The following is a 19,660-nucleotide window of genomic DNA, read 5'->3' on the forward strand; positions in this document are numbered from 1 at the left end:
ATCCCCAGCGGGGATAATATGGAGGAGCCGTATGCGATGACCCGCACGTACGGATCTGTGAGAGGCGCATGAATCATTCATGCGCCTACTCGATTTCCGCTATCAGGGCGCTTCCGCTTTTCTACTGGGCTAGCTGGATTCGAACCAACGCATGTCGCAGTCAAAGTGCGATGCCTTACCGCTTGGCTATAGCCCATCGATTACTATAATAATTTAACCGTCTTTTACTTTTGTTATTCAAAAAAATTCACGGTTCAGGGAGGAAAAAGGCATCTATTGTCGAATTATTGTTTTAATCCAAAGAAAAGGTGGTGAAAGTCATCGCAGATACAATCGAAGGCATGGCAAATGCTCTATTAGCTTCTGCAGTGGAACAGCAGGCAACAGATATTCATATTGTTCCAAGAGAAAACGACTACTCCGTTCAATTCAGATGTCTAGGCAGGCTGATCCCTCAAAAACCCCTCCCGATTTCCTCAGGCGACCGATTAATTTCCTATTTTAAATTTGTAGCAGAAATGGATATCAGCGAGAGCAGGAAACCTCAATCCGGTTCTTACAAACTTCATTTTTCCAATCATAAAGCCGCTCTGAGAATATCTACTCTTCCTACAGCCTATTCAAGGGAAAGCGTCGTCATCAGGATTCTTCTTCAGTCAGAACGGTATCCGATAGAGCGGATGTCATTGTTCCCGGCTTCATTTCAAAAACTTCAAGCATTTCTCTCCCATTCCCACGGTTTGATCTTGTTCACAGGGCCAACCGGCAGCGGAAAAACGACTACTTTATATTCCCTTATCCATTATTGTTCGCAAAATATGAACAGAAATGTCATTACACTCGAAGATCCAATCGAGAAGCAGCATGATGAATTGCTGCAGGTACAAGTCAATGAAAAAGCTGGCATAACCTACTCCACCGGCTTAAGGGCCATTTTAAGGCATGATCCGGATATTATTATGGTGGGGGAGATAAGAGATGCGGAAACCGCAAAGATCTCCATTCGCGCGGCGCTTACAGGGCATTTAGTCCTTTCAACTTTGCATACCCGTGATGCAAAAGGGGCGATTTATCGGCTTCTTGAATTTGGGATCAGCTGGCATGAGATAGAACAAACTCTTATAGCGGTATCAGCCCAAAGACTCGTTCATCTTAAGTGTATGAATTGCATCAAGGAAGAAAAAATATGCACCCACGAGCATTCACATTCAAAAACGGGAGTCTATGAATTGCTTTATGGGAAAAACCTGCACGCTGTCTTAAATGAAGCGAAAGGGGAGAAAGAGGAATACACGTACCCCACACTGAGGAATTTATTAAGGAAGGGGATAGCACTTGGATATGTTTCAAAAGAGGAATATATTCGCTGGGTACATTCAGAAGAGGAACAGTCTCAAGCCTATGGAGCAGGGGGAATTATTCCTGCTCCTAAGTGACCTGCTTCATCATGGCTTCACTCTCGTTGAAGCATTGAGCTTTTTGGCGAGGCTCCATGAAACATGGAAAAAGAGCATCGATAATGTAGTAGAATCGCTTTTTGAAGGGGAAACGTTCAATGACTCCTTATATAAAAACGAATTTGATCCCACCGCGTGTACCCAAATTTTCTTAGCTGAGAAAAATGGGAATTTGGAACATGCCCTTAAGCACTTAGGTGAATACATGATCCAACGAGAAATGGATAAAAGAAAAGTAATGCAACTCCTTCAATATCCTCTTGTTCTATTCATCATCCTTCTAGGGATCATCATGATAATGAAAACATTGCTTTTCCCACGGTTTTTCTCCCTTTATGCCTCAATGGGCTTCACTCCTTCAAAAGGAATGTCCTTGTATCTGAACACATTAAACAATATGCCTCTCTACTTAATTATTTTCCTGATTATAATGGTTTTTATTTTCACCATCTTTCATTTCATCATGAAGAGGTGGAGCGCGTTAAAGAAGGCTGAATTCATCAGTCGAATCCCTTTGCTTGGATTTCAGGCTGCTTTGATGAATAGCTACTTTTTTTCCCGTGAATGGGGATTTTTATTGGCATCCGGCCATTCGATTCAACAAGGATTGAAGATTATGGAACAACAGGAATTTCACCCATGGCTCAAGGAAGTTTCAGTGAGGATCCACGAACAGCTTCAGTCGGGTAAAACTTTTTCAGAATCTCTGCTAGGCTTCCGTTTTTTGAATCAAGACCTTTCATTGATTGTCCTTCATGGTGAAAAAAGCGGACAGCTTTCACAGGAATTGCTGTTTTACAGCCAGCATTGTCTGGCGTCCGGCAAAAAAAGTCTAGAAACGTGGCTGAAGTTCATTCAGCCCTCTACGTTCATCATCATCGCTGTATTCATCATATCGATTTACCTGTCTATCATGCTGCCGATGTTCAAGGCGATGGAAACAATATGAAAGGGAGTGGAACAATGAAGAATGAAAAGGGATTTACTTTGGTGGAAATGATGATTGTCTTATTGATTATTTCCATCCTGTTATTTATCACGATCCCCAATATCACAAAGCATACGGCTTCAATCAATGACAAAGGGTGCAAAGCATTTGTCAATATGGTCCAGGGACAGGTAGAAGCTTATTATATGGAGAATAAATCCTATCCTGCCACGGTGGAGGAACTGCAAGGGGCTGGGTATTTAAGGGAGAATGAAACATCTTGTGCCAACGGGGATGAGGTATCGATCGGAGCTGATGGAACTGTTTCCACCACGGGAAGCTGACGAGAATGGATTTACTTTAATTGAAATGATGGTTGTCCTTTCCGTTTTCACTGTAATTATGGCCGCTGGTTTAACCAAAATGGAAAGAATACCTTCTGTACTTGAAAGGGAGTTCTTTATTTCCGAATTGAAAGCAGATTTATATTATGCCCAGTCATATGCTGTCAGCCGGAAGGAAACGGTTTATATAAAATTTTACAGTGCCTCGGATCAATATCGTGCCTACAGAATCAGGGATAATAAGGTGCTTTTTGATAAAAAGCTCCCTGACAGTGTCGATCTATTAGACTCCAATTTACAGTCATTCATGATTTCAGGTGATGGTGATATAAGCAAATTTGGCACGTTGAATTTCAGTGTGTATCAAAAAGTTGTTCATATGAAAATTTTTATCGGAAAGGGGCGATTTGTTGTTCAATAACAGCGAAAGTGGATTTTCTTTAGTGGAATCTATCATTTCATTTAGTTTGATCATCATGCTTGTGTCCTCTCTGCTTCCTCTATTGCAGCATCTCTCACAGGATCTTAAAAATATGAAATTAAAGATGGATGCTTACCGGATACTTTATGAGCAGGTAGAGATGATGGCCTTGAATTCCATTTATCAAGGGACTGTGATAGAAAATCAATCCGAATACGGAGTGCAGGTGGATAAAGATCTAAATGGGGACTGGTTTGCCTGTGTGAAGTATATGGATGCATCTAATCAAAATGTAAGGACATGTTTTAATCAGAATGAATGAGAAGGGTTTTACTCTCGTTGAATCATTGATGGTCCTCCTGGTTTTTACTATCATCTGCAGTTTCCTGCCTTTGATTTTTTCTGCTTATCACTCATTTCGTTCCTTTGATCCAGGGATAGACTACGAGTGGGAGTTGTTTATGATTCAATTGCGAAATGAGGTCCATCAATCAGAGAGTGTTTCGGAGAGTGAGGGAAGAATCATACTCCAAACATCCCAGGGAGAAGTTTTATATGAAAAATATCAAAACGTGATCAGAAGAAGAGTGAATCAGCTCGGGCATGAAATTGTCCTGCAGGATATACAGTCGTCAGAATTAAAACTCGATCTCAATCAGGTAGTGATTTCGATTCAGTTTACTGATGGGGAAAGGCGCTCCGGCTCGATTGCACTTAAATCTTTCGCTGAAGGAGGAAGCATCAATGAATGAAAAGGGAATGGTTTTTCCGATGGTCCTCGTTTTGGCCATGGCAATGATGATCAGCCTTACAATCGGAGCATCCATTACCCTGGCAGAAAGGAAATATAGTCAGGAAATCATTGAATACTATAAGGTGAAGACAGCCACTATGCTTGCAGTGAGCTATATTCAGGAACATATAGAAGAATTAGATTCGATTTCAGCACAAGGAGAAATGACTTTCTCAACAGTGAGAATTCAGATAGAACCAGAAGAGATTGGAGACCAGTTGATCGTACATTTGTCTGCAGTTGGTGCAGAAGGCAGGAAATTTCCCATGACGTTCGTTTATAATAAAGAAACAAAAAAGATGATGGATTTTGATAACATCTAGGGGGACAACCATGAACACGAAAATTATTTACTTAGTTGGCTACATGGGGGCTGGAAAGACAACAGTAGGCGAGAGACTGGCGAATCTTTTGGGTGAAACGGTTTATGATACTGATAAAATGATCATTGAAAAGGAAGGCTGCAGCATTCAGGATATTTTCAGCCGGTATGGGGAAGAGCATTTTCGCCATTTGGAAACGGAAATCCTGAAAGAAACATCAATGTTAAAGGGGGTCATCACAACTGGCGGTGGGATGGTATTAAAAGAAGAAAACAGGGAACTCATGAAATCCTCCGGTACGGTCATATTTTTGGAATGCAATCCAATGGTCATCTTTTCGCGTATTAAAGGTGATGCAGAGCGGCCATTATTACAGAATAAAAACGAAATAGAGTTTTCCAGCCTTTATGAAAAAAGAAAGCCTTACTACGAAAAATCCGCCCACATTATTATCGATACCTCCAATTCATCAATCGACGAAGTTGTATCAGAAATAGAGAAGCGGTTAAATCGCAGGTAAAAGGGCATACTGTAGCCAAAAGAACTTGGTGGTGTCTGTATGTCTACAAATGATTATGTAAAGTTTATCACTCAAACTTTCGTGAAACATTTTGATCAGCCTGTCGCTGAGCGGAGGGAGCAGAGAAGCATCAGAAAAGATCAGAGGCCCTCTTTGCTCTTTCAGTGGTTCGGCGTCATTCCATATGCATTTATCATGATGTTCAAAAAGAAAAAAGTCTGATGGCTGCCATCAGACTTTTTTGTTATGAAAGATAGAAGATCCCGCCGTTAATGATTTCCATCGTGATGCGGGGTTCATAAAGTTCTTTCAATGCTTCCTTTTCCGTATAATAGGATTCAGGTTTTTCTATTGAATCGCCATAAAAGTGCTCAAGCAAGGCTAAATCCTCATCCCATCGCTTCAAGGCCGCCTGGCCCCAGCTCTCATCAAGCTGCGATAATTCATTTTCTAAATAAGTCTGGATCCGGTTAATTCCACTTGCGGGTCTGATGATAGGTGAAAGAGTAAAACAAAAATCAGGGATTTTAGGCGTCAACGGCCTTTGGGAAACCTGTTCATGAAATTCCTCCACCAGCTGTCCATTTATCAGGTTAAGACCAAATGATCGAAACACGTCTTTTTTTCGATCGCAGACGAAGGATACTTTCATATTGACCCCAAGCCAAGGGTGAAGGGGGGTCTGTCTGATTTGGAAGGCTGGCTGCTTTTCGTATAGCCTGACATATTTGGAAAGTTTCTTGGCTGATTGGAAAATCTGATGCAGCCGGGGGGAACCGAAATGAACATTTTCTCCCTTCATCCCTTCCGGAGCCGCGAGTGGGTCTGTAATGAAGGAAACTTTCATTGGATTTGGGATGCCCCCGGTCTTTTCTAAGTAGTGCCAGTAAAAGGGCCTGTTCATGAGCTCTTTATCCATATCGATGGTAAGCTGCACTTCCAGATACCCGTTTCCGCTCCCTGTCAACTCACACTTATTCGCTAAAAAATACTGTTCAAGAAATTGATGTATTTCTTGCTGCTGCATGGCGGGCTTCATCCTTCCCATAGGTTTCTGCAAATTGAATCATGGCGGTGAGATTCTCCATTTTGATATTCATCTCACCCTCAGATCGGGAATTGCCAAAGATATCAGCTAAATGGTCCTCGATTTTTCCAAATTCCAACTTGGTTAAAATATCATCTAGTTCTCCGATGACTCTTTCGAATAGGTTGATTTTTTCATAAAGGATCTTCAAGATATGTTCTTCCACTGTATTTTTAGTTGCAAAGTTGTATATATGAACATCTTCTTCCTGGCCCAACCGATGGACCCTTCCGATTCTCTGTTCCAATCTCATCGGATTCCAAGGGAGATCAAAGTTGATCATATGATGGCAGAACTGCAGGTTGATTCCCTCACCGCCCGCTTCAGTTGCAATCAGCACTTGGGCATGGTTTTGAAACAGTTCACGCATCCAGTCTTTTTTTCCTCTCTTAAAACCGCCGCGAAATGGAACTGAACTGATTCCATGCTGTTTCAGGTACCATTGCAAGTAAAGCTGTGTCGCACGATACTCCGTGAATATGATAACTTTATCATTGATTTGCTGAACCAGCTCCAGAACTTTTTCCGCTTTGGAATTTTTCGCGACTGCATCAACTTTCTGAAAAAGATGGGCTATTTTGTCTTGATAAGCCCGTGAAGGATTCTCTGTCTTTTCAATCATATTTTTTAATGTGAAGAAGACTGCTTCCCGGCTGCTGCAGGCTTCTCTTTGCAAGGTCATGATGGAGAAGGGACTTGTTGCAATGAAATCATGATGGCTTTTCAGAATTTGGAAAGAATCATAAAGCTCCCTTTCTTCTTTACTGAATTCAATCGGAATCGTTTGGACGTGCCGTTTTGTCCACTCAATGCCTGTATCAGACCTTCTATTTCGGATCATGACTTTATTGACGAGTTCTCTTAAATGTTCATCATCCTGGATGGACTGATCTCCCTTTTTATATTTCTCTGAGAAAATAGATTCATTGCCTAAATGGCCAGGCTTCAAGAGGGAGACTAGATGAAACACTTCCTCAATCTTATTTTGAATAGGGGTGGCAGTTAGCAGCAGACAGAATTTTTTCTTGAGATTTTGGACAAATTCATAATTCTTGGTTTTGTGGTTTTTTAGTTTATGAGCTTCATCGATGATGATGAGGTCATAATCCTGTTCATAGATCTTTTCCCGATGCGGCGGCCGTTTCGCTGTATCGATGGAGGATACGACGCAGTCGCACTGGTCCCAGACATAATCTTTCTTTTGGGCAACTGCAGGAATATGGAATTTCGTATTCAATTCAAATGCCCATTGCGATACAAGGGAAGCAGGGACGAGGATCAGCACTTTCTTGACCAGTCCCCGAATCATGTATTCTTTTAATATAAGTCCGGCTTCAATCGTTTTTCCAAGTCCGACTTCATCTGCCAGAATGGCTTTTCCGTTCATATTTTCCACCACCTGCCTGGCGACTTCCAGCTGATGGGGAAGCGGAGTCAAATGGGAAAGATGTTTAGGTGCCTGGAGACCTTCAAATTCCGGTATGATGAGATGCCGCTCCACTTCTACTGCTAAGTGGAACAAGTCCCAATTCCCCCATGGGCCATCATTGGCGAACCGCTCAGATAATCCTTCCGACCAGGAGGCATCAAACTCTATTTTAATAGGCATAGAAACAACTCCTTCTTATTCAAAAATTGATTGCCGAAAAGAATGGTTTAATGATAGGATGTAAGTAGATTTTGAATGATTCAAACATTTGCATATCAGAGACATTTCCAAAATCATTCATTATTGTTTTATTATGACCAATTTTCAATATAATATAGGCGAATGACGACAAGGGGAGAGACTGGTTTCCGGCGCCGAAGGAGCAAGCAGACAACTGTGAATCTCTCAGGCAAAAAGACTCTTGTTGGACGCAGCTCTGGAGAGTGTTTCAAATAGAGATGAGGCAGCGTTTATGCTGCGGGTATATGTTATCGAACTGATAGAATACTGCTTTATTGATCCTATGAAACATTCAAGGGCCACTAATTGCAGATGTTTGCCCGCTGCTTGCCGAACTTTATAATAGAAGCCACCAAAGAGGAAAGCCATTACATCATGGTAAAACTTTCAGGTCCAAGGACAGAGAAATCCAAAGAAAAAGGGATTTCTCTGTCCTTTTTTCATGGATAGAAGATGAGTGACTATTTTGGAAATGAATGTTGAAAGGGGAAGTGGCATGTCAAATTTAAAACGAACACCTTTATTTGAAGTGTACAAAAAGTATGGGGCAAAAACGATCGATTTCGGCGGCTGGGATCTTCCGGTGCAGTTTTCCAGTATCAAAGAGGAACACGAAGCAGTAAGGTCAACAGCTGGATTATTTGATGTATCACATATGGGGGAAGTCGAAGTCAAAGGGAAAGACAGCCTCGATTATCTTCAAAAATTGATGACAAATGATATTTCCAAGCTGAAGGATGGGGGAGCACAATATACAGCGATGTGCTACGAAAATGGCGGAACCGTGGATGATCTTCTTGTTTATAAAATGGAAGATAATCATTACCTTCTAGTCATCAATGCATCCAACATTCAAAAGGATTATGACTGGCTTGAAAAACATCTTGAAGGAGATGTTTCCATCCGTAATCTATCTGAAGAAACGGCTCAGCTGGCGCTTCAAGGGCCAATGGCGGAAACTGTGCTTCAACAATTGGCCAATCAGCATTCATTATCTGATATCAAATTTTTTAAATTTCAAACAAATGTAGATTTAAAGGGAATCCATGCACTTGTTTCCAGAACAGGATACACAGGGGAAGATGGATTTGAAATATATTGTGCTGCAGAAGATGCAGTTAAGCTTTGGGATGCTATCCTTGAAACAGGCAAAGAAGAGGGAGTCATTCCATGTGGGCTTGGAGCAAGGGATACACTTCGCTTTGAAGCGAATCTTGCTCTATACGGTCAAGAGTTGTCACCAGATATCACCCCGATCGAAGCAGGAATCGGATTTGCAGTCCGTGCTGATAAAGAAGCCGATTTTAATGGCAAATCTGTTTTAAAGGAACAAAAGGAAAATGGAGCGCCGAGGAAACTCGTCGGAATCGAAATGATTGACCGCGGCATTCCCCGCCATGGCTACGAAGTGTTCATTGGGGATGAAAGAATTGGCGAAGTGACGACAGGGACCCAATCCCCGACGTTGAAAAAAAATATCGGGCTTGCACTCATCAAATCAGAGTTCTCTTCATTGGACACTGAAGTTGAGGTGGAAATCAGGGGGAAACGCCTGAAAGCTGCGGTTGTAGCAACACCATTTTATAAAAGGCCAAAAAAATAAGGATTCGAAGGGAGATAGAAGGATGAAGCACCGTTATTTGCCGATGACTGAGCAAGACCAAAAGGAAATGCTTGACGCCATAGGTGTTGAGAACATCAATGAGCTATTCGAAGATATCCCTGAAAAAGTAAGATTCAATGGGGAATACAACATAAAAAAGGCTAAATCAGAAACGGAACTATTGAAGGAATTATCCGAATTGGCTTCAAAGAATGCAGACTTAAGGAGTCATGCTTCATTCCTTGGGGCTGGGGTTTATGACCATTATATCCCGACAATTGTGGACCATGTCATTTCCCGTTCTGAATTTTATACAGCTTATACTCCATATCAGCCGGAGATCTCCCAAGGAGAGCTTCAGGCGATTTTCGAATTCCAATCCATGATTTGTGAATTGACTGGCATGGATGTAGCCAACTCTTCCATGTATGATGGCGGAACATCCTTGGCGGAAGCAGCCATGCTTAGTGCCGGCCATACTCGCAGGAAAAAGATTGTGATTTCAGAAGCTGTGAACCCTGAATCCAGAGCAGTTGTCAAATCGTATGCTAAGGGACAATACATAGATGTCATCGAAGTCCCTCATAAAAATGGTGTGACGGATTTGGAAGCCTTGAAGGCGGAGATGAATGACGATGTAGCGGCAGTCATTGTCCAATATCCGAACTTCTTCGGACAAATCGAATCCCTGAAAGAAATCGAACCTATTGCTCATGACCATAAATCATTATTTGTCGTGTCGAGCAACCCTCTTTCATTGGGTGCCCTCACTCCCCCTGGCGCTCTTGGGGCAGATATCGTTGTGGGTGATGCACAGCCATTCGGCATCCCATCGGCATTTGGCGGTCCACACTGTGGATATTTTGCAGTTACGTCCAAACTGATGAGAAAAGTACCTGGAAGACTTGTTGGCCAAACAGTCGACGAGGACGGGAAACGCGGATTCGTCCTTACTCTTCAGGCAAGGGAGCAGCATATCAGAAGAGATAAAGCGACTTCTAATATCTGTTCCAACCAAGCGTTGAATGCATTGGCAGCTTCAGTGGCGATGACCGCGCTCGGCAAAAAAGGAATGGCTGAAATCGCCATGCAAAATATTCAAAAGGCTCATTATGCGAAACAGGCATTTAAGGAAAATGGATTTGAGGCCGTTTTTGATGGCCCATCCTTTAATGAGTTCGTCATTAAACTTCAAAAGCCTGTGAAAGAATTGAATAAAACATTGTTGAACCGATCAAAAATCATTGGCGGATACGATTTGGGACGCGACTATCCTGAATTGGAAAATCATATGCTGGTTGCCGTTACAGAGCTTCGCACGAAGGAAGAAATTGATACTTTTGTAAAGGAAGTGAGGGGTTCTCATGAATAATAGCCATCAATCACTCATTTTTGAAATATCTAAACCGGGAAGAGTGGGTTACAGCCTGCCTGAAATGGATATTCCGGAAGTTCCGGTTGCAGACTTGATTCCTGAAGAGTATATCCGAAAAGAGGAGCCAAATCTTCCAGAAGTATCAGAACTGGATATCATGCGTCATTACACCGCACTTTCAAGACGGAACCACGGAGTAGATTCCGGGTTTTATCCGTTAGGTTCATGTACGATGAAATATAATCCAAAAATCAATGAAAGTGTTGCAAGATACAGCGGTTTTGCCCATATTCATCCACATCAGGCTGAAGAAACCGTTCAAGGTGCGATGGAACTTATGTACGATCTTCAAGAGCATCTCATTGAAATCACCGGAATGGACGAGGTCACATTACAGCCGGCTGCCGGTGCACATGGTGAATGGACAGGATTGATGATGATCCGTGCTTACCATGAAGCAAACGGGGATTTGAAACGTACGAAAGTGATCGTCCCTGACTCCGCCCATGGAACAAATCCAGCCTCTGCAACTGTAGCGGGCTTTGAAACAGTTACGGTCAAATCCAATGAAAATGGCTTGGTAGATTTGGAAGACTTGAGAAGGGTCGTTGGGGAAGACACAGCAGCATTGATGTTGACAAACCCTAATACACTAGGATTATTTGAGGAGAATATCCTCGAAATGGCACAGATTGTCCATGAAGCAGGCGGGAAGCTTTATTATGACGGCGCTAATCTGAATGCTGTCCTTTCTAAAGCAAGACCTGGAGATATGGGCTTCGATGTGGTGCATTTGAATCTCCATAAAACATTTACCGGACCTCATGGCGGGGGTGGCCCTGGTTCTGGACCAGTCGGTGTTAAAGCAGATCTTATTCCTTACTTGCCTAAGCCAGTCCTAAGAAAATCGGATGAAGGATTCTATTTCGACTACGACCGCCCTGAATCCATCGGCCGAGTGAAGCCATATTATGGAAACTTCGGCATCAACGTTCGCGCCTACACGTATATCCGTTCTATGGGTCCTGATGGGTTAAAGGCTGTGACGGAATATGCCGTCTTGAATGCAAATTATATGATGAGGAAGCTTGCTCCATATTATGATCTTCCTTTTAACCGCCACTGTAAGCATGAGTTCGTACTGAGCGGAAAACGCCAGAAAAAGCTGGGTGTGCGTACACTGGATATTGCTAAACGTCTGCTTGATTTCGGCTATCATCCGCCAACGATCTATTTCCCATTGAACGTCGAGGAGTGCATCATGATTGAGCCTACTGAAACAGAATCAAAAGAAACGCTCGATGCATTCATTGATGCAATGATCCAGATTGCAAAAGAAGCAGAAGAGACTCCGGAAGTGGTGCAGGAAGCGCCGCATACCACTGTTGTCAAACGCATGGACGAAACACTTGCAGCAAGAAAGCCTGTTTTACGCTATCAAGCATAAAAATGAATAGAGAAAAGGGATCGGCCATGGTGCTGATCCCTTTTCTATTTGTTTGAATCCTGTCTATAAACTAAAAGCACCAGTAGACATCTACTGGTGCTTTAACAAATCTATAAGGATGGACGGCATCGATTATTTTTTCGCTTTCACTTTGCCAGTCCATTTTTTGAAACCGCCTTGAAGGTGGTTAAGGTTGCGGTAGCCTTTTCTGTAGAGCATCTGTCCAGCCCTTCCGCTTCTTAAACCGCTTTGGCAGTAAAGATAAACCGGCTGGTCGGGACGGATTTCCTTCATTCGTGTTCTTAGCTGGGATAATGGAATATTCCTGGCGCCTAAAACATGTCCTTCATCAAATTCGTTCGGTTCCCGTACATCGATAAGCTGGGCTTTCCGATAGCCTTCACGGAACTCTTCTTCGGATAATGTCTTAATGACTCTCTTTTGATAAAAGAAATTAAAAAGAGAGTAGGCGATGATCCCTGCTATTACTGCTAACAATATGTACAATGTTATTCCCCTTTCTAACAATAAAGCTACTTCTATTATAGTCATTTTATTGGCATAATCAAAGTATTAAAAAGCGGCGGGCTTTTGTTTTTTATCCAGATTTGATAGACTAATAAGCGGATTTTAAATAATAATGACAAAAAAGAAGGTTTGCAGCATGACAAAAGAGATTTGGCGTTTTATCGACTCGGGGAATTGTTCCCCTTCTTTTAATATGGCATTGGATGAAGCTTTGCTGGATTGGCATAGTGAAGGGAAAATCCCTCCTACGATCCGATTTTACGGATGGGATCCGGCCACTTTATCCGTCGGCTATTTTCAAAAAGTAGAAAAAGAAATCAATATGGATGCAGTAAGAGAGAACAAGCTGGGATTCGTTCGTCGCCCGACTGGCGGCAGAGGCGTCCTGCATGATCAAGAGCTGACATATAGTGTCATTGTGTCAGAAGAACATCCTGAAATGCCTAAAACCGTGACGGAAGCCTATCGAGTGATTTCTGAAGGTATTCTAAAAGGATTTCATGAGCTTGGCCTCGAAGCCTATTTTGCGGTGCCGAGGACGGAAGATGAGAGAAGCAGTCTGAAAAACCCACGATCAGCAGTTTGCTTCGATGCCCCAAGCTGGTACGAACTCGTTGTCGAAGGGCGAAAAGTTGCCGGGAGTGCACAGACAAGACAGAAGGGTGTCATCCTTCAGCACGGATCCATCCTGCTCGATCTGGATGAAGACTTGCTTTTCAGCTTGTTCAAGTATCCAAGCGAAAGAGTAAAGGAACGGATGCAAAAAGCCTTTAAGAGCAAAGCCGTTGCCATTAATGAGATCAGTTCGCGCAAAGTGGATCTGCATATGGCAAAAGAAGCATTCAAAAAAGGGTTTGAGGAAGGTTTGAATATAGAGCTTGAACCTTATACACTAACAGAAGATGAACTTTCCTATGTGAATCAGATCGCTAAAGAAAGATATGAAAGCGATGAGTGGAATTACAAGAGATAATGAGATAGACGAAAAAGCGGTGCCAAAAGGGGTATCTATTAACAATTCCCCTTTGGCCGCTTTTTTCTTTTTCTCACAAAAAATAAAAAATAAAGAGGATTGACAAAACAGAATCAGGTTTGAGGATATGTTTCGCAAGGTATTGATGAATGTACTCCATAACGCAAACTCTGAAATCTATAAAATGATGCAGAGAAAGAATGTTTCCCTCTCATTCCCTCGCTTTTTCTTTCATTTCTATCATATTCACAGTTTGACAATTTTCATAAGTTATGACCCAAAAACTATATATAGTATATGTCAAGTAAAAAATAACACAATATATTGTGTTTATTAGTTGAAAACAGAAGTGCATCTTTGATATAGTTATTTTGCCAAAGACAACAGAGAATAAATTCTGGTAGAAAAAGAATGGATTTATTTTATTTAAAGGAGCTGGCGTAATGTCGACTAGTATTCACCTGAAACCACAACTAAATAAGGAGCAGCTTAATAAGGATATTCAATTATTTTCTCAAGTCCACGAAATCACTCCGGACATGCATATCACACATAAAGGTGTTTCCCGCTTAGTCATGATTGATAGATACTCTTTCAAGGATACGGAAAAAATCACCCTATCAAAAGGCGATTATGTCGTTTTGACTATTAAAGAGGATCCTAAGTTCCCTGCAAGGGGGCTGGGTTACATTGTTGGAATCGACTGGGAGAAGAAAGAAGCAGACGTTCTTGTCGAAGAAGAATATAGAAGTGTGCTTGACAGCCAAGAAGAAATCGAGACAGGCATTGTAAAGAAATCTCTTGATGTTATTGAAAAGCCGCTTGAAATCTATTATGAGCAAATTGCTATGAGAAACGCGACTGGCCTTGCTTCTGTAGAGAAAACGGAAGAAAAGAAAAAAGAATGGTTTGAGAAATTCTATCATGAGCTTGTCAACCTCAATTTCATCCCTGCCGGAAGGGTATTATATGGGGCTGGTGCAGAGACAGACGTAACGTACTTTAATTGCTACGTCATGCCTTTTGTACAGGATTCAAGGGAAGGCATCTCTGAACACCGCAAGCAAGTGATGGAAATCATGAGCCGCGGAGGAGGCGTAGGGACTAACGGATCCACTCTCCGACCACGAAATACACTGGCAAAAGGAGTAAACGGAAAATCTTCAGGATCTGTCTCCTGGCTGGATGACATTGCAAAGCTTACTCACCTCGTTGAACAAGGCGGTTCACGCAGGGGAGCCCAAATGATCATGCTTGCCGATTGGCATCCGGACATTGTGGAATTCATCATTTCCAAGATGCAGAATCCAAGGATTCTCCGCTTCTTGATTGAAAACACAGAAGATGAACATATAAAGAAAATCGCGAATGAAAAATTGAAATTCACTCCTCTCACTGAGCAGGAAAAGGCGATGTATCAAGGAATTATTAATTATAAGCAAATCCCGGGCTATGGCGGATTTGATGAAAAAATCATCAAGGATGCAGAGCTTAAGCTTACGCTTGGCGGCAATTATTCCGTCCATAATTCCGAATTCCTGACAGGAGCCAACATTTCCGTTTGCTTGACCAAGGATTTCATGGAAGCTGTTGAAAAGGACGCTGAGTATTCCCTGAGGTTCCCGGATGTGGAGTCTTATAATGAAGAACAAATGAATCATTATAACGAAGAATGGCATAAGATCGGCGATGTGCGGGAATGGCAGGAGCTTGGCCATAAAGTCCGCACCTACAGAAAAATCAAAGCGAAAGAACTTTGGAACCTGATCAACGTCTGTGCCACTTACTCAGCAGAGCCAGGCATCTTCTTCATCGACAATGCCAATGATATGACGAATGCTAAAGCATATGGACAAAAAGTAGTAGCGACAAATCCGTGTGGGGAACAGCCTCTCGCACCATTTTCTGTCTGCAATCTTGCAGCTGTGAATCTTGCAGAAATGGCCGATAAACAAAATAAGACCGTTAATTTCGAAAAGCTGAAGCGCACTGTTGAAGTAGGGGTCAGAATGCAAGACAACGTCATTGATGCGACACCTTACTTCCTTGAAGAAAATAAAAAGCAGGCATTGGGCGAACGCCGCGTAGGGCTTGGTGTCATGGGTCTTGCCGATCTTCTCATCTACTGTGAAAAAGAATATGGTTCACCGGAAGGAAACCTTCTTGTAGATGAAGTATTCGAAGTGATCGCGACCACTGCCTACAGAACATCCGTCGATCTCGCTAAAGAAAAAGGAAGCTTTCCATTCTTGGATGGCAGCTCTGCAGAAGAAGGAAATCGAATCAGACAAGCGTTCATTGAAACGGGCTATATGAAAAAGATGCCTCAGGATATCAGGGATTCCATCCTGTCCCATGGCATCCGCAACTCGCATCTCCTTACAGTAGCCCCAACCGGAAGCACGGGGACAATGGTAGGCGTTTCAACAGGACTTGAACCATATTTCTCCTTCACTTACTATCGAAGCGGACGTCTGGGCAAGTTTATTGAAGTGAAGGCAGATATTGTGAAGCATTATCTTGATGCAAATCCGGGAGCGGACGAGAATGTTCTTCCTGAATGGTTTGTGACAGCCATGAGCCTTTCTCCTGAGGCCCATGCCGATGTCCAATGTGTCATCCAGCGCTGGATTGACAGTTCCATCTCAAAAACCGTTAATGCTCCGAGGGGTTATTCGGTTGAACAGGTGGAAAAAGTATATGAACGCCTATATAATGGCGGTGCAAAAGGCGGAACAGTCTATGTTGACGGAAGCCGCGATGCACAAGTATTGACGTTGAAGGCAGAAGAGAATTCATTTGAAGATAATGCTGATATCTCTCAGCCATCCTCTGACCAAAAACCTGTCGTACTTGTTGATACGATTCAAGAACTTCGATCCACAAATGTGAAAATCGGTTCAGAAGTCGGAAACACTTGCCCGGTATGCCGAAAAGGTGAAGTAAAAGAAATGGGCGGCTGCAATACATGCGATAACTGCGGCGCACAATTAAAATGCGGCCTATAATATAGAAGTGCTAGAAAGACTGCAAAGAAAGCTCTTTGCAGTCTTTTTTTTGGTTGAAAATGAAATACAGGCAGTTTTGGCTCACCCACTAATATTCAGTTCTAATTTCAGCCTCATACAATTAAAAATGTAAGAAGGAAGTATCAAAGGGGCTGAAACAATGTGGATTGACGGGGTTTTTTCAGGAGGAGGCATAAAAGGTTTCGCACTGATTGGAGCTATTCAGGCAATCGAAGAAAAAGGATTCCGGTTCAAAAGGGTTGCAGGGACTTCTGCAGGCTCCATCATTGCGGCATTTACCGCAGCAGGATTTTCGTCTGAAGAAATGATCCACTTATTAAATGAAACAGATGTAAAAGGATTTCTCGATATTCGCAGGCCTCTGCTGCCTCTCCCTTTTGCGAGATGGCTGCTGATTTACTGGAGATTGGGTGTTTTTAGAGGGAATAAGCTGGAACTGTGGCTGGAGGAGAAATTAGCCCAAAAAGGAATCTACACATTTTCAGACCTTCCAAAGGATTCACTTAGGGTGATTGCATCCGATCTGACAAACGGAAAACTGATGGTGCTGCCGGATGATTTAGAACGCTACGGCATTCCACCCGATTCTTTCCCGGTTGCAAGAGCGATACGAATGAGCTGCAGCATCCCTTATTTTTTCGAGCCTGTCCGATTGAAGGGCCTTGGTGGAACTAGCATCGTAGTGGATGGGGGAGTGTTGAGCAACTTCCCTATGTGGCTGTTTGATAAAGAAAATGTGAAGAATGTACGTCCTGTTCTTGGGATCAAGCTCAGTCCTGAAGGCAGCATGGCGGAGGCGAATAAAATCAAAAATGGCGTCCAAATGTTTGGAGCACTGTTTGAAACGATGAAGGATGCACATGATTCCCGCTATATTTCAAGGAAGCATGCGAAAAATATCATTTTTATCCCTGTTGAAAACATTCAAGCTACAAGCTTTGAAGTAACAGAGCAAAGAAAAAACGCCCTCGTTGAACTAGGGCGCCTGAAAGCCAATGAATTTTTCAAAAAATGGTGCTATTAAAATGGACTCAAAAAGCACGATTTTTCTTTTTGCCTTTTTTGCCTTCAATGACGGTCAAATTTGCCTGAGATTTCTTCCGAATCGGTTTTTTGCGGGATTGTAGGGAAGAGACACTGGCTGTTGGCCGTTTTTTATGTTTCTTTTTTGTTTTTTTCGCTGCTCTGATAAATGCTCTTTGGTCTTTCCCGTCCGGTTTTCTCATCCGAATTACTCGATAAATGAAGTATATGATGGCGGCTATGACGATAACAAATAAGGCCTGCCGCAGCAAATATGAAGGATTGGAGAAAAGCCCGATTAAGGCTAAAACGATGATTCCTGCAAGAAACCAATGACGAACGTTCACGAAAGCCACCTCCTATGAGCATGATGAGCATTTTTAGGACAATTTAAACCTTTCTTTGCAGAAATTATACAATTTCTTCTTCATCTGGATTCCCTTGCTCTTTATTTTCCATCTTCAGCATCTCTTTAAACGATGCAATGGCAACTTCCACTTGATCATCCGCAGGTTCCTTTGTTGTAAGCAATTGAAGCCAAAGGCCAGGATAGCCAAGATAACGAAGGACTGGCACACTTCTAAGTTTATTTGTTAATTGCAGTACTTCAAAAGATATGCCGAGCACAACAGGAATCAAAGCCAGCCTGTCGACGATCCTAAGCCAAAGCGGAGAAGTAGGGACAAGCATGTAAACGAATACACCAACAATGACAGTAAAGAGAATGAAGCTGCTTCCACAGCGATAATGGAGGCGGGATTGCGCCTGGACATTTTCGACTGTCAACTCCTTGAAATTTTCATACGTATTGATTACCTTGTGTTCTGCACCATGATATTGAAAAACCCTTTTGATGAGCGGCGTCATGGATACAAAATAAATATACGCCAATAGAAACAGCAGCTTGAAAAATCCTTCGACTAATACTTGGGAAAAATCGCTGCTGAAGATAGGACGAGTGAGCTGTGCAAGGAAAATCGGGACTAACGTGAAAATAAATTTCCCAAAAAGGAAGGAAATGACCCCAATTGTGGCAACCCCAAGGATCATAGATAATTTGGAGCCTTGCTGTTCCTTGATTGCTTCATCCTCTGCAGGGTCTACATCAAATCGCTCTGTAGAAAAATTAAGATGCTGTGAACCATTTGCACTCGCTTCAATAATGGCTACAATTCCTCGGATAAAAGGGATCTTCTTCAGTTTTTGAAAAACAGGACGGCTTCTTCTTGGAAGATGAAAAAATTCGATTGAATCGTCTTTTCTTCTTACTGCGGTGACCGTATGTTTTTTACCTCCGAACATGACCCCTTCGACGACAGCCTGGCCGCCATATGCAGGTCTTTCTTGTTTCTCCATGTTTCAGACACCAACCTAAGCTATTAGAATGTATTTATTTGGGTAGTTTTTCTTAAAACGTCCATAATAAATATATATTTCATTCTACTAAAAAATAGGGTCTGCGACTAGGTTTATGCGAGAAGGAATGATTTTTAAATGAAATGGATTTTTTTCTTTTGGACATACTAAGGTTGGAGGTGAGGGCTATGCCTGAAGAAAGTGGCCGTTTGGAACAGAATAAGAGGGAAAAGCCTATGTCGGCGCTTATGCTGGCAGTGATTACTGGATTTTGTGGAGGAATACTATGGAGCGGTATTGGTTATTTGGCCTATTTATTTCATTTTACAGCCATAAGTCCGCTCGTTATTTTAGAACCATGGGCAATCGGAAACTGGAAATATACATGGCTTGGCATGGTCATTTCCATCATAGCCATCGGAATTGTTTCGATAGGGGCTGCACTTGTTTATTATGCCTTCTTGAGGAAGATGAAAAACACCTGGCCAGGAATAGGCTTTGGAGTCGTTCTGTTTTTTCTTGTGTTCTTTGTTCTCAATCCGATCTTTCCCAGCATTAAACCTTTCACAGATATGGACCTTGATACACTCATTACTTGTGGGTGTTTGTATATTTTATTTGGGCTTTTTGTCGGCTATTCCATTTCATATGAAGAAAATGAACTCAGCCATGAGTATGAAAAGGCATCAGATGAAGAGCAGGAGCAGCACTCCTGATTACAGAAGAAACAGACAATTAAGTAGTGCTGTACATTTCATTTATGGTAGAATGTTCATTGAGAACA

General features: G+C 42.3%; 21 protein-coding genes, 1 tRNA gene and 1 riboswitch. Of the genes, 16 read left to right on the plus strand and 6 right to left on the minus strand.

Features of this window, described 5'->3' with window-relative positions; translation table 11 throughout:
* Window positions 1-124: 124 nt before the first annotated feature.
* A tRNA-Gln gene (locus tag DFR59_RS13275) sits at window positions 125-196 on the minus strand.
* Between the two features lie 145 nt (window positions 197-341).
* Here DFR59_RS13275 and comGA point away from each other — a divergent pair.
* Genes comGA through DFR59_RS13320 form a run of 9 tightly spaced genes read left to right on the plus strand, consistent with a single transcriptional unit; the run spans window position 342 to window position 5,008 of the window.
* Complete coding sequence (gene comGA / locus DFR59_RS13280) at window positions 342-1,436, plus strand: competence type IV pilus ATPase ComGA (protein ID WP_114746276.1); 1,095 nt, start codon at window positions 342-344, stop codon at window positions 1,434-1,436.
* Window positions 1,402-2,406, plus strand: a complete 1,005-nt coding sequence (comGB, locus tag DFR59_RS13285; protein ID WP_158538387.1) for a competence type IV pilus assembly protein ComGB — start codon at window positions 1,402-1,404, stop codon at window positions 2,404-2,406. The genes comGA and comGB overlap by 35 nt, the downstream gene beginning before the upstream one ends.
* 14 nt (window positions 2,407-2,420) lie before the next feature.
* Window positions 2,421-2,729 carry a competence type IV pilus major pilin ComGC gene (comGC, locus tag DFR59_RS13290; protein ID WP_114746277.1) on the plus strand — a complete coding sequence of 103 codons (309 nt, stop codon included), beginning with the start codon at window positions 2,421-2,423 and terminating at the stop codon, window positions 2,727-2,729.
* Window positions 2,656-3,150, plus strand: coding sequence for a competence type IV pilus minor pilin ComGD (comGD, locus tag DFR59_RS13295; protein WP_114746151.1), 495 nt, complete (start codon window positions 2,656-2,658; stop codon window positions 3,148-3,150). The genes comGC and comGD overlap by 74 nt, the downstream gene beginning before the upstream one ends.
* Complete coding sequence (comGE, locus tag DFR59_RS13300) at window positions 3,140-3,472, plus strand: competence type IV pilus minor pilin ComGE (protein ID WP_114746152.1); 333 nt, start codon at window positions 3,140-3,142, stop codon at window positions 3,470-3,472. The genes comGD and comGE overlap by 11 nt, the downstream gene beginning before the upstream one ends.
* A complete protein-coding gene (gene comGF, locus DFR59_RS13305) occupies window positions 3,465-3,902 on the plus strand; it encodes a competence type IV pilus minor pilin ComGF (RefSeq protein ID WP_114746278.1) in 438 nt (145 codons plus the stop codon). The genes comGE and comGF overlap by 8 nt, the downstream gene beginning before the upstream one ends.
* Window positions 3,895-4,266, plus strand: coding sequence for a competence type IV pilus minor pilin ComGG (locus DFR59_RS13310; RefSeq protein ID WP_158538388.1), 372 nt, complete (start codon window positions 3,895-3,897; stop codon window positions 4,264-4,266). The genes comGF and DFR59_RS13310 overlap by 8 nt, the downstream gene beginning before the upstream one ends.
* 10 nt (window positions 4,267-4,276) lie before the next feature.
* Window positions 4,277-4,786: a shikimate kinase gene (locus DFR59_RS13315; protein ID WP_114746154.1), complete on the plus strand. Its 510-nt coding sequence runs from the start codon at window positions 4,277-4,279 to the stop codon at window positions 4,784-4,786.
* Window positions 4,787-4,825: 39 nt separating this feature from the next.
* Complete coding sequence (locus DFR59_RS13320) at window positions 4,826-5,008, plus strand: YqzE family protein (protein ID WP_114746155.1); 183 nt, start codon at window positions 4,826-4,828, stop codon at window positions 5,006-5,008.
* A 22-nt stretch (window positions 5,009-5,030) separates the two neighbouring features.
* Here the strand turns inward: DFR59_RS13320 and DFR59_RS13325 are convergent, their stop codons facing one another.
* The gene (locus tag DFR59_RS13325; RefSeq protein ID WP_114746156.1) at window positions 5,031-5,813 is read right to left on the minus strand and encodes a YqhG family protein; all 783 of its coding nucleotides are present in this window, start codon (window positions 5,811-5,813) and stop codon (window positions 5,031-5,033) included.
* A complete protein-coding gene (locus DFR59_RS13330; RefSeq protein WP_114746157.1) occupies window positions 5,782-7,482 on the minus strand; it encodes a DEAD/DEAH box helicase in 1,701 nt (566 codons plus the stop codon). The genes DFR59_RS13325 and DFR59_RS13330 overlap by 32 nt, the downstream gene beginning before the upstream one ends.
* 162 nt (window positions 7,483-7,644) lie before the next feature.
* Window positions 7,645-7,733, plus strand: a riboswitch (glycine riboswitch).
* A gap of 305 nt (window positions 7,734-8,038) precedes the next feature.
* Between DFR59_RS13330 and gcvT the strand changes: the two genes are divergently transcribed.
* The 3 genes from gcvT to gcvPB are packed head-to-tail and all read left to right on the plus strand — an operon-like array spanning window position 8,039 to window position 11,967.
* A complete protein-coding gene (gcvT, locus tag DFR59_RS13335; RefSeq protein ID WP_114746158.1) occupies window positions 8,039-9,145 on the plus strand; it encodes a glycine cleavage system aminomethyltransferase GcvT in 1,107 nt (368 codons plus the stop codon).
* A 22-nt stretch (window positions 9,146-9,167) separates the two neighbouring features.
* Complete coding sequence (gene gcvPA, locus DFR59_RS13340) at window positions 9,168-10,517, plus strand: aminomethyl-transferring glycine dehydrogenase subunit GcvPA (protein ID WP_114746159.1); 1,350 nt, start codon at window positions 9,168-9,170, stop codon at window positions 10,515-10,517.
* Window positions 10,510-11,967 carry an aminomethyl-transferring glycine dehydrogenase subunit GcvPB gene (gene gcvPB / locus DFR59_RS13345; protein WP_114746160.1) on the plus strand — a complete coding sequence of 486 codons (1,458 nt, stop codon included), beginning with the start codon at window positions 10,510-10,512 and terminating at the stop codon, window positions 11,965-11,967. The genes gcvPA and gcvPB overlap by 8 nt, the downstream gene beginning before the upstream one ends.
* Before the next feature lie 132 nt (window positions 11,968-12,099).
* Here gcvPB and DFR59_RS13350 read toward each other — a convergent pair whose 3' ends face one another.
* On the minus strand, window positions 12,100-12,519 hold the full coding sequence (locus DFR59_RS13350) for a rhodanese-like domain-containing protein (RefSeq protein ID WP_114746161.1): 420 nt from the start codon (window positions 12,517-12,519) through the stop codon (window positions 12,100-12,102).
* A 112-nt stretch (window positions 12,520-12,631) separates the two neighbouring features.
* Between DFR59_RS13350 and DFR59_RS13355 the strand changes: the two genes are divergently transcribed.
* The 3 genes from DFR59_RS13355 (at window position 12,632) to DFR59_RS13365 (ending at window position 17,521) form a co-directional block, all read left to right on the plus strand.
* Window positions 12,632-13,468: a lipoate--protein ligase family protein gene (locus tag DFR59_RS13355; protein ID WP_114746162.1), complete on the plus strand. Its 837-nt coding sequence runs from the start codon at window positions 12,632-12,634 to the stop codon at window positions 13,466-13,468.
* Window positions 13,469-13,911: 443 nt separating this feature from the next.
* Entirely contained in the window at window positions 13,912-16,476 is a 2,565-nt protein-coding gene (locus DFR59_RS13360) for a vitamin B12-dependent ribonucleotide reductase (RefSeq protein ID WP_114746163.1), read from the plus strand.
* 160 nt (window positions 16,477-16,636) lie between these two features.
* Entirely contained in the window at window positions 16,637-17,521 is an 885-nt protein-coding gene (locus DFR59_RS13365) for a patatin-like phospholipase family protein (RefSeq protein ID WP_114746164.1), read from the plus strand.
* Window positions 17,522-17,528: 7 nt separating this feature from the next.
* Here the strand turns inward: DFR59_RS13365 and DFR59_RS13370 are convergent, their stop codons facing one another.
* Window positions 17,529-17,867, minus strand: coding sequence for an SA1362 family protein (locus tag DFR59_RS13370; protein ID WP_114746165.1), 339 nt, complete (start codon window positions 17,865-17,867; stop codon window positions 17,529-17,531).
* Window positions 17,868-17,931: 64 nt separating this feature from the next.
* Entirely contained in the window at window positions 17,932-18,876 is a 945-nt protein-coding gene (locus DFR59_RS13375) for a DUF1385 domain-containing protein (protein ID WP_114746166.1), read from the minus strand.
* A 188-nt stretch (window positions 18,877-19,064) separates the two neighbouring features.
* Between DFR59_RS13375 and DFR59_RS13380 the strand changes: the two genes are divergently transcribed.
* Entirely contained in the window at window positions 19,065-19,592 is a 528-nt protein-coding gene (locus DFR59_RS13380; RefSeq protein WP_114746167.1) for a YqhR family membrane protein, read from the plus strand.
* Window positions 19,593-19,660 lie beyond the last annotated feature (68 nt).

Origin of the sequence: Falsibacillus pallidus (genome assembly GCF_003350505.1) — a bacterium.
Taxonomy (GTDB): domain Bacteria; phylum Bacillota; class Bacilli; order Bacillales; family DSM-25281; genus Falsibacillus; species Falsibacillus pallidus.

Excerpts from the sequence above, each read along its gene's own strand:
- DFR59_RS13325 (WP_114746156.1), bottom strand. The coding sequence starts at position 5,813 with ATGCAGCAGCAAGAAATACATCAATTTCTTGAACAGTATTTTTTAGCG.
- DFR59_RS13330 (WP_114746157.1), bottom strand. The coding sequence starts at position 7,482 with ATGCCTATTAAAATAGAGTTTGATGCCTCCTGGTCGGAAGGATTATCT.
- DFR59_RS13360 (WP_114746163.1), top strand. The coding sequence starts at position 13,912 with ATGTCGACTAGTATTCACCTGAAACCACAACTAAATAAGGAGCAGCTT.
- DFR59_RS13365 (WP_114746164.1), top strand. The coding sequence starts at position 16,637 with ATGTGGATTGACGGGGTTTTTTCAGGAGGAGGCATAAAAGGTTTCGCA.
- comGA (WP_114746276.1), top strand. The coding sequence starts at position 342 with ATGGCAAATGCTCTATTAGCTTCTGCAGTGGAACAGCAGGCAACAGAT.
- DFR59_RS13320 (WP_114746155.1), top strand. The coding sequence starts at position 4,826 with ATGTCTACAAATGATTATGTAAAGTTTATCACTCAAACTTTCGTGAAA.
- DFR59_RS13315 (WP_114746154.1), top strand. The coding sequence starts at position 4,277 with ATGAACACGAAAATTATTTACTTAGTTGGCTACATGGGGGCTGGAAAG.
- comGF (WP_114746278.1), top strand. The coding sequence starts at position 3,465 with ATGAATGAGAAGGGTTTTACTCTCGTTGAATCATTGATGGTCCTCCTG.
- gcvT (WP_114746158.1), top strand. The coding sequence starts at position 8,039 with ATGTCAAATTTAAAACGAACACCTTTATTTGAAGTGTACAAAAAGTAT.
- comGD (WP_114746151.1), top strand. The coding sequence starts at position 2,656 with ATGAAACATCTTGTGCCAACGGGGATGAGGTATCGATCGGAGCTGATG.
- DFR59_RS13350 (WP_114746161.1), bottom strand. The coding sequence starts at position 12,519 with ATGACTATAATAGAAGTAGCTTTATTGTTAGAAAGGGGAATAACATTG.
- comGB (WP_158538387.1), top strand. The coding sequence starts at position 1,402 with ATGGAGCAGGGGGAATTATTCCTGCTCCTAAGTGACCTGCTTCATCAT.
- gcvPB (WP_114746160.1), top strand. The coding sequence starts at position 10,510 with ATGAATAATAGCCATCAATCACTCATTTTTGAAATATCTAAACCGGGA.
- gcvPA (WP_114746159.1), top strand. The coding sequence starts at position 9,168 with ATGAAGCACCGTTATTTGCCGATGACTGAGCAAGACCAAAAGGAAATG.
- DFR59_RS13380 (WP_114746167.1), top strand. The coding sequence starts at position 19,065 with ATGCCTGAAGAAAGTGGCCGTTTGGAACAGAATAAGAGGGAAAAGCCT.
- comGC (WP_114746277.1), top strand. The coding sequence starts at position 2,421 with ATGAAGAATGAAAAGGGATTTACTTTGGTGGAAATGATGATTGTCTTA.
- DFR59_RS13355 (WP_114746162.1), top strand. The coding sequence starts at position 12,632 with ATGACAAAAGAGATTTGGCGTTTTATCGACTCGGGGAATTGTTCCCCT.
- DFR59_RS13310 (WP_158538388.1), top strand. The coding sequence starts at position 3,895 with ATGAATGAAAAGGGAATGGTTTTTCCGATGGTCCTCGTTTTGGCCATG.
- DFR59_RS13375 (WP_114746166.1), bottom strand. The coding sequence starts at position 18,876 with ATGGAGAAACAAGAAAGACCTGCATATGGCGGCCAGGCTGTCGTCGAA.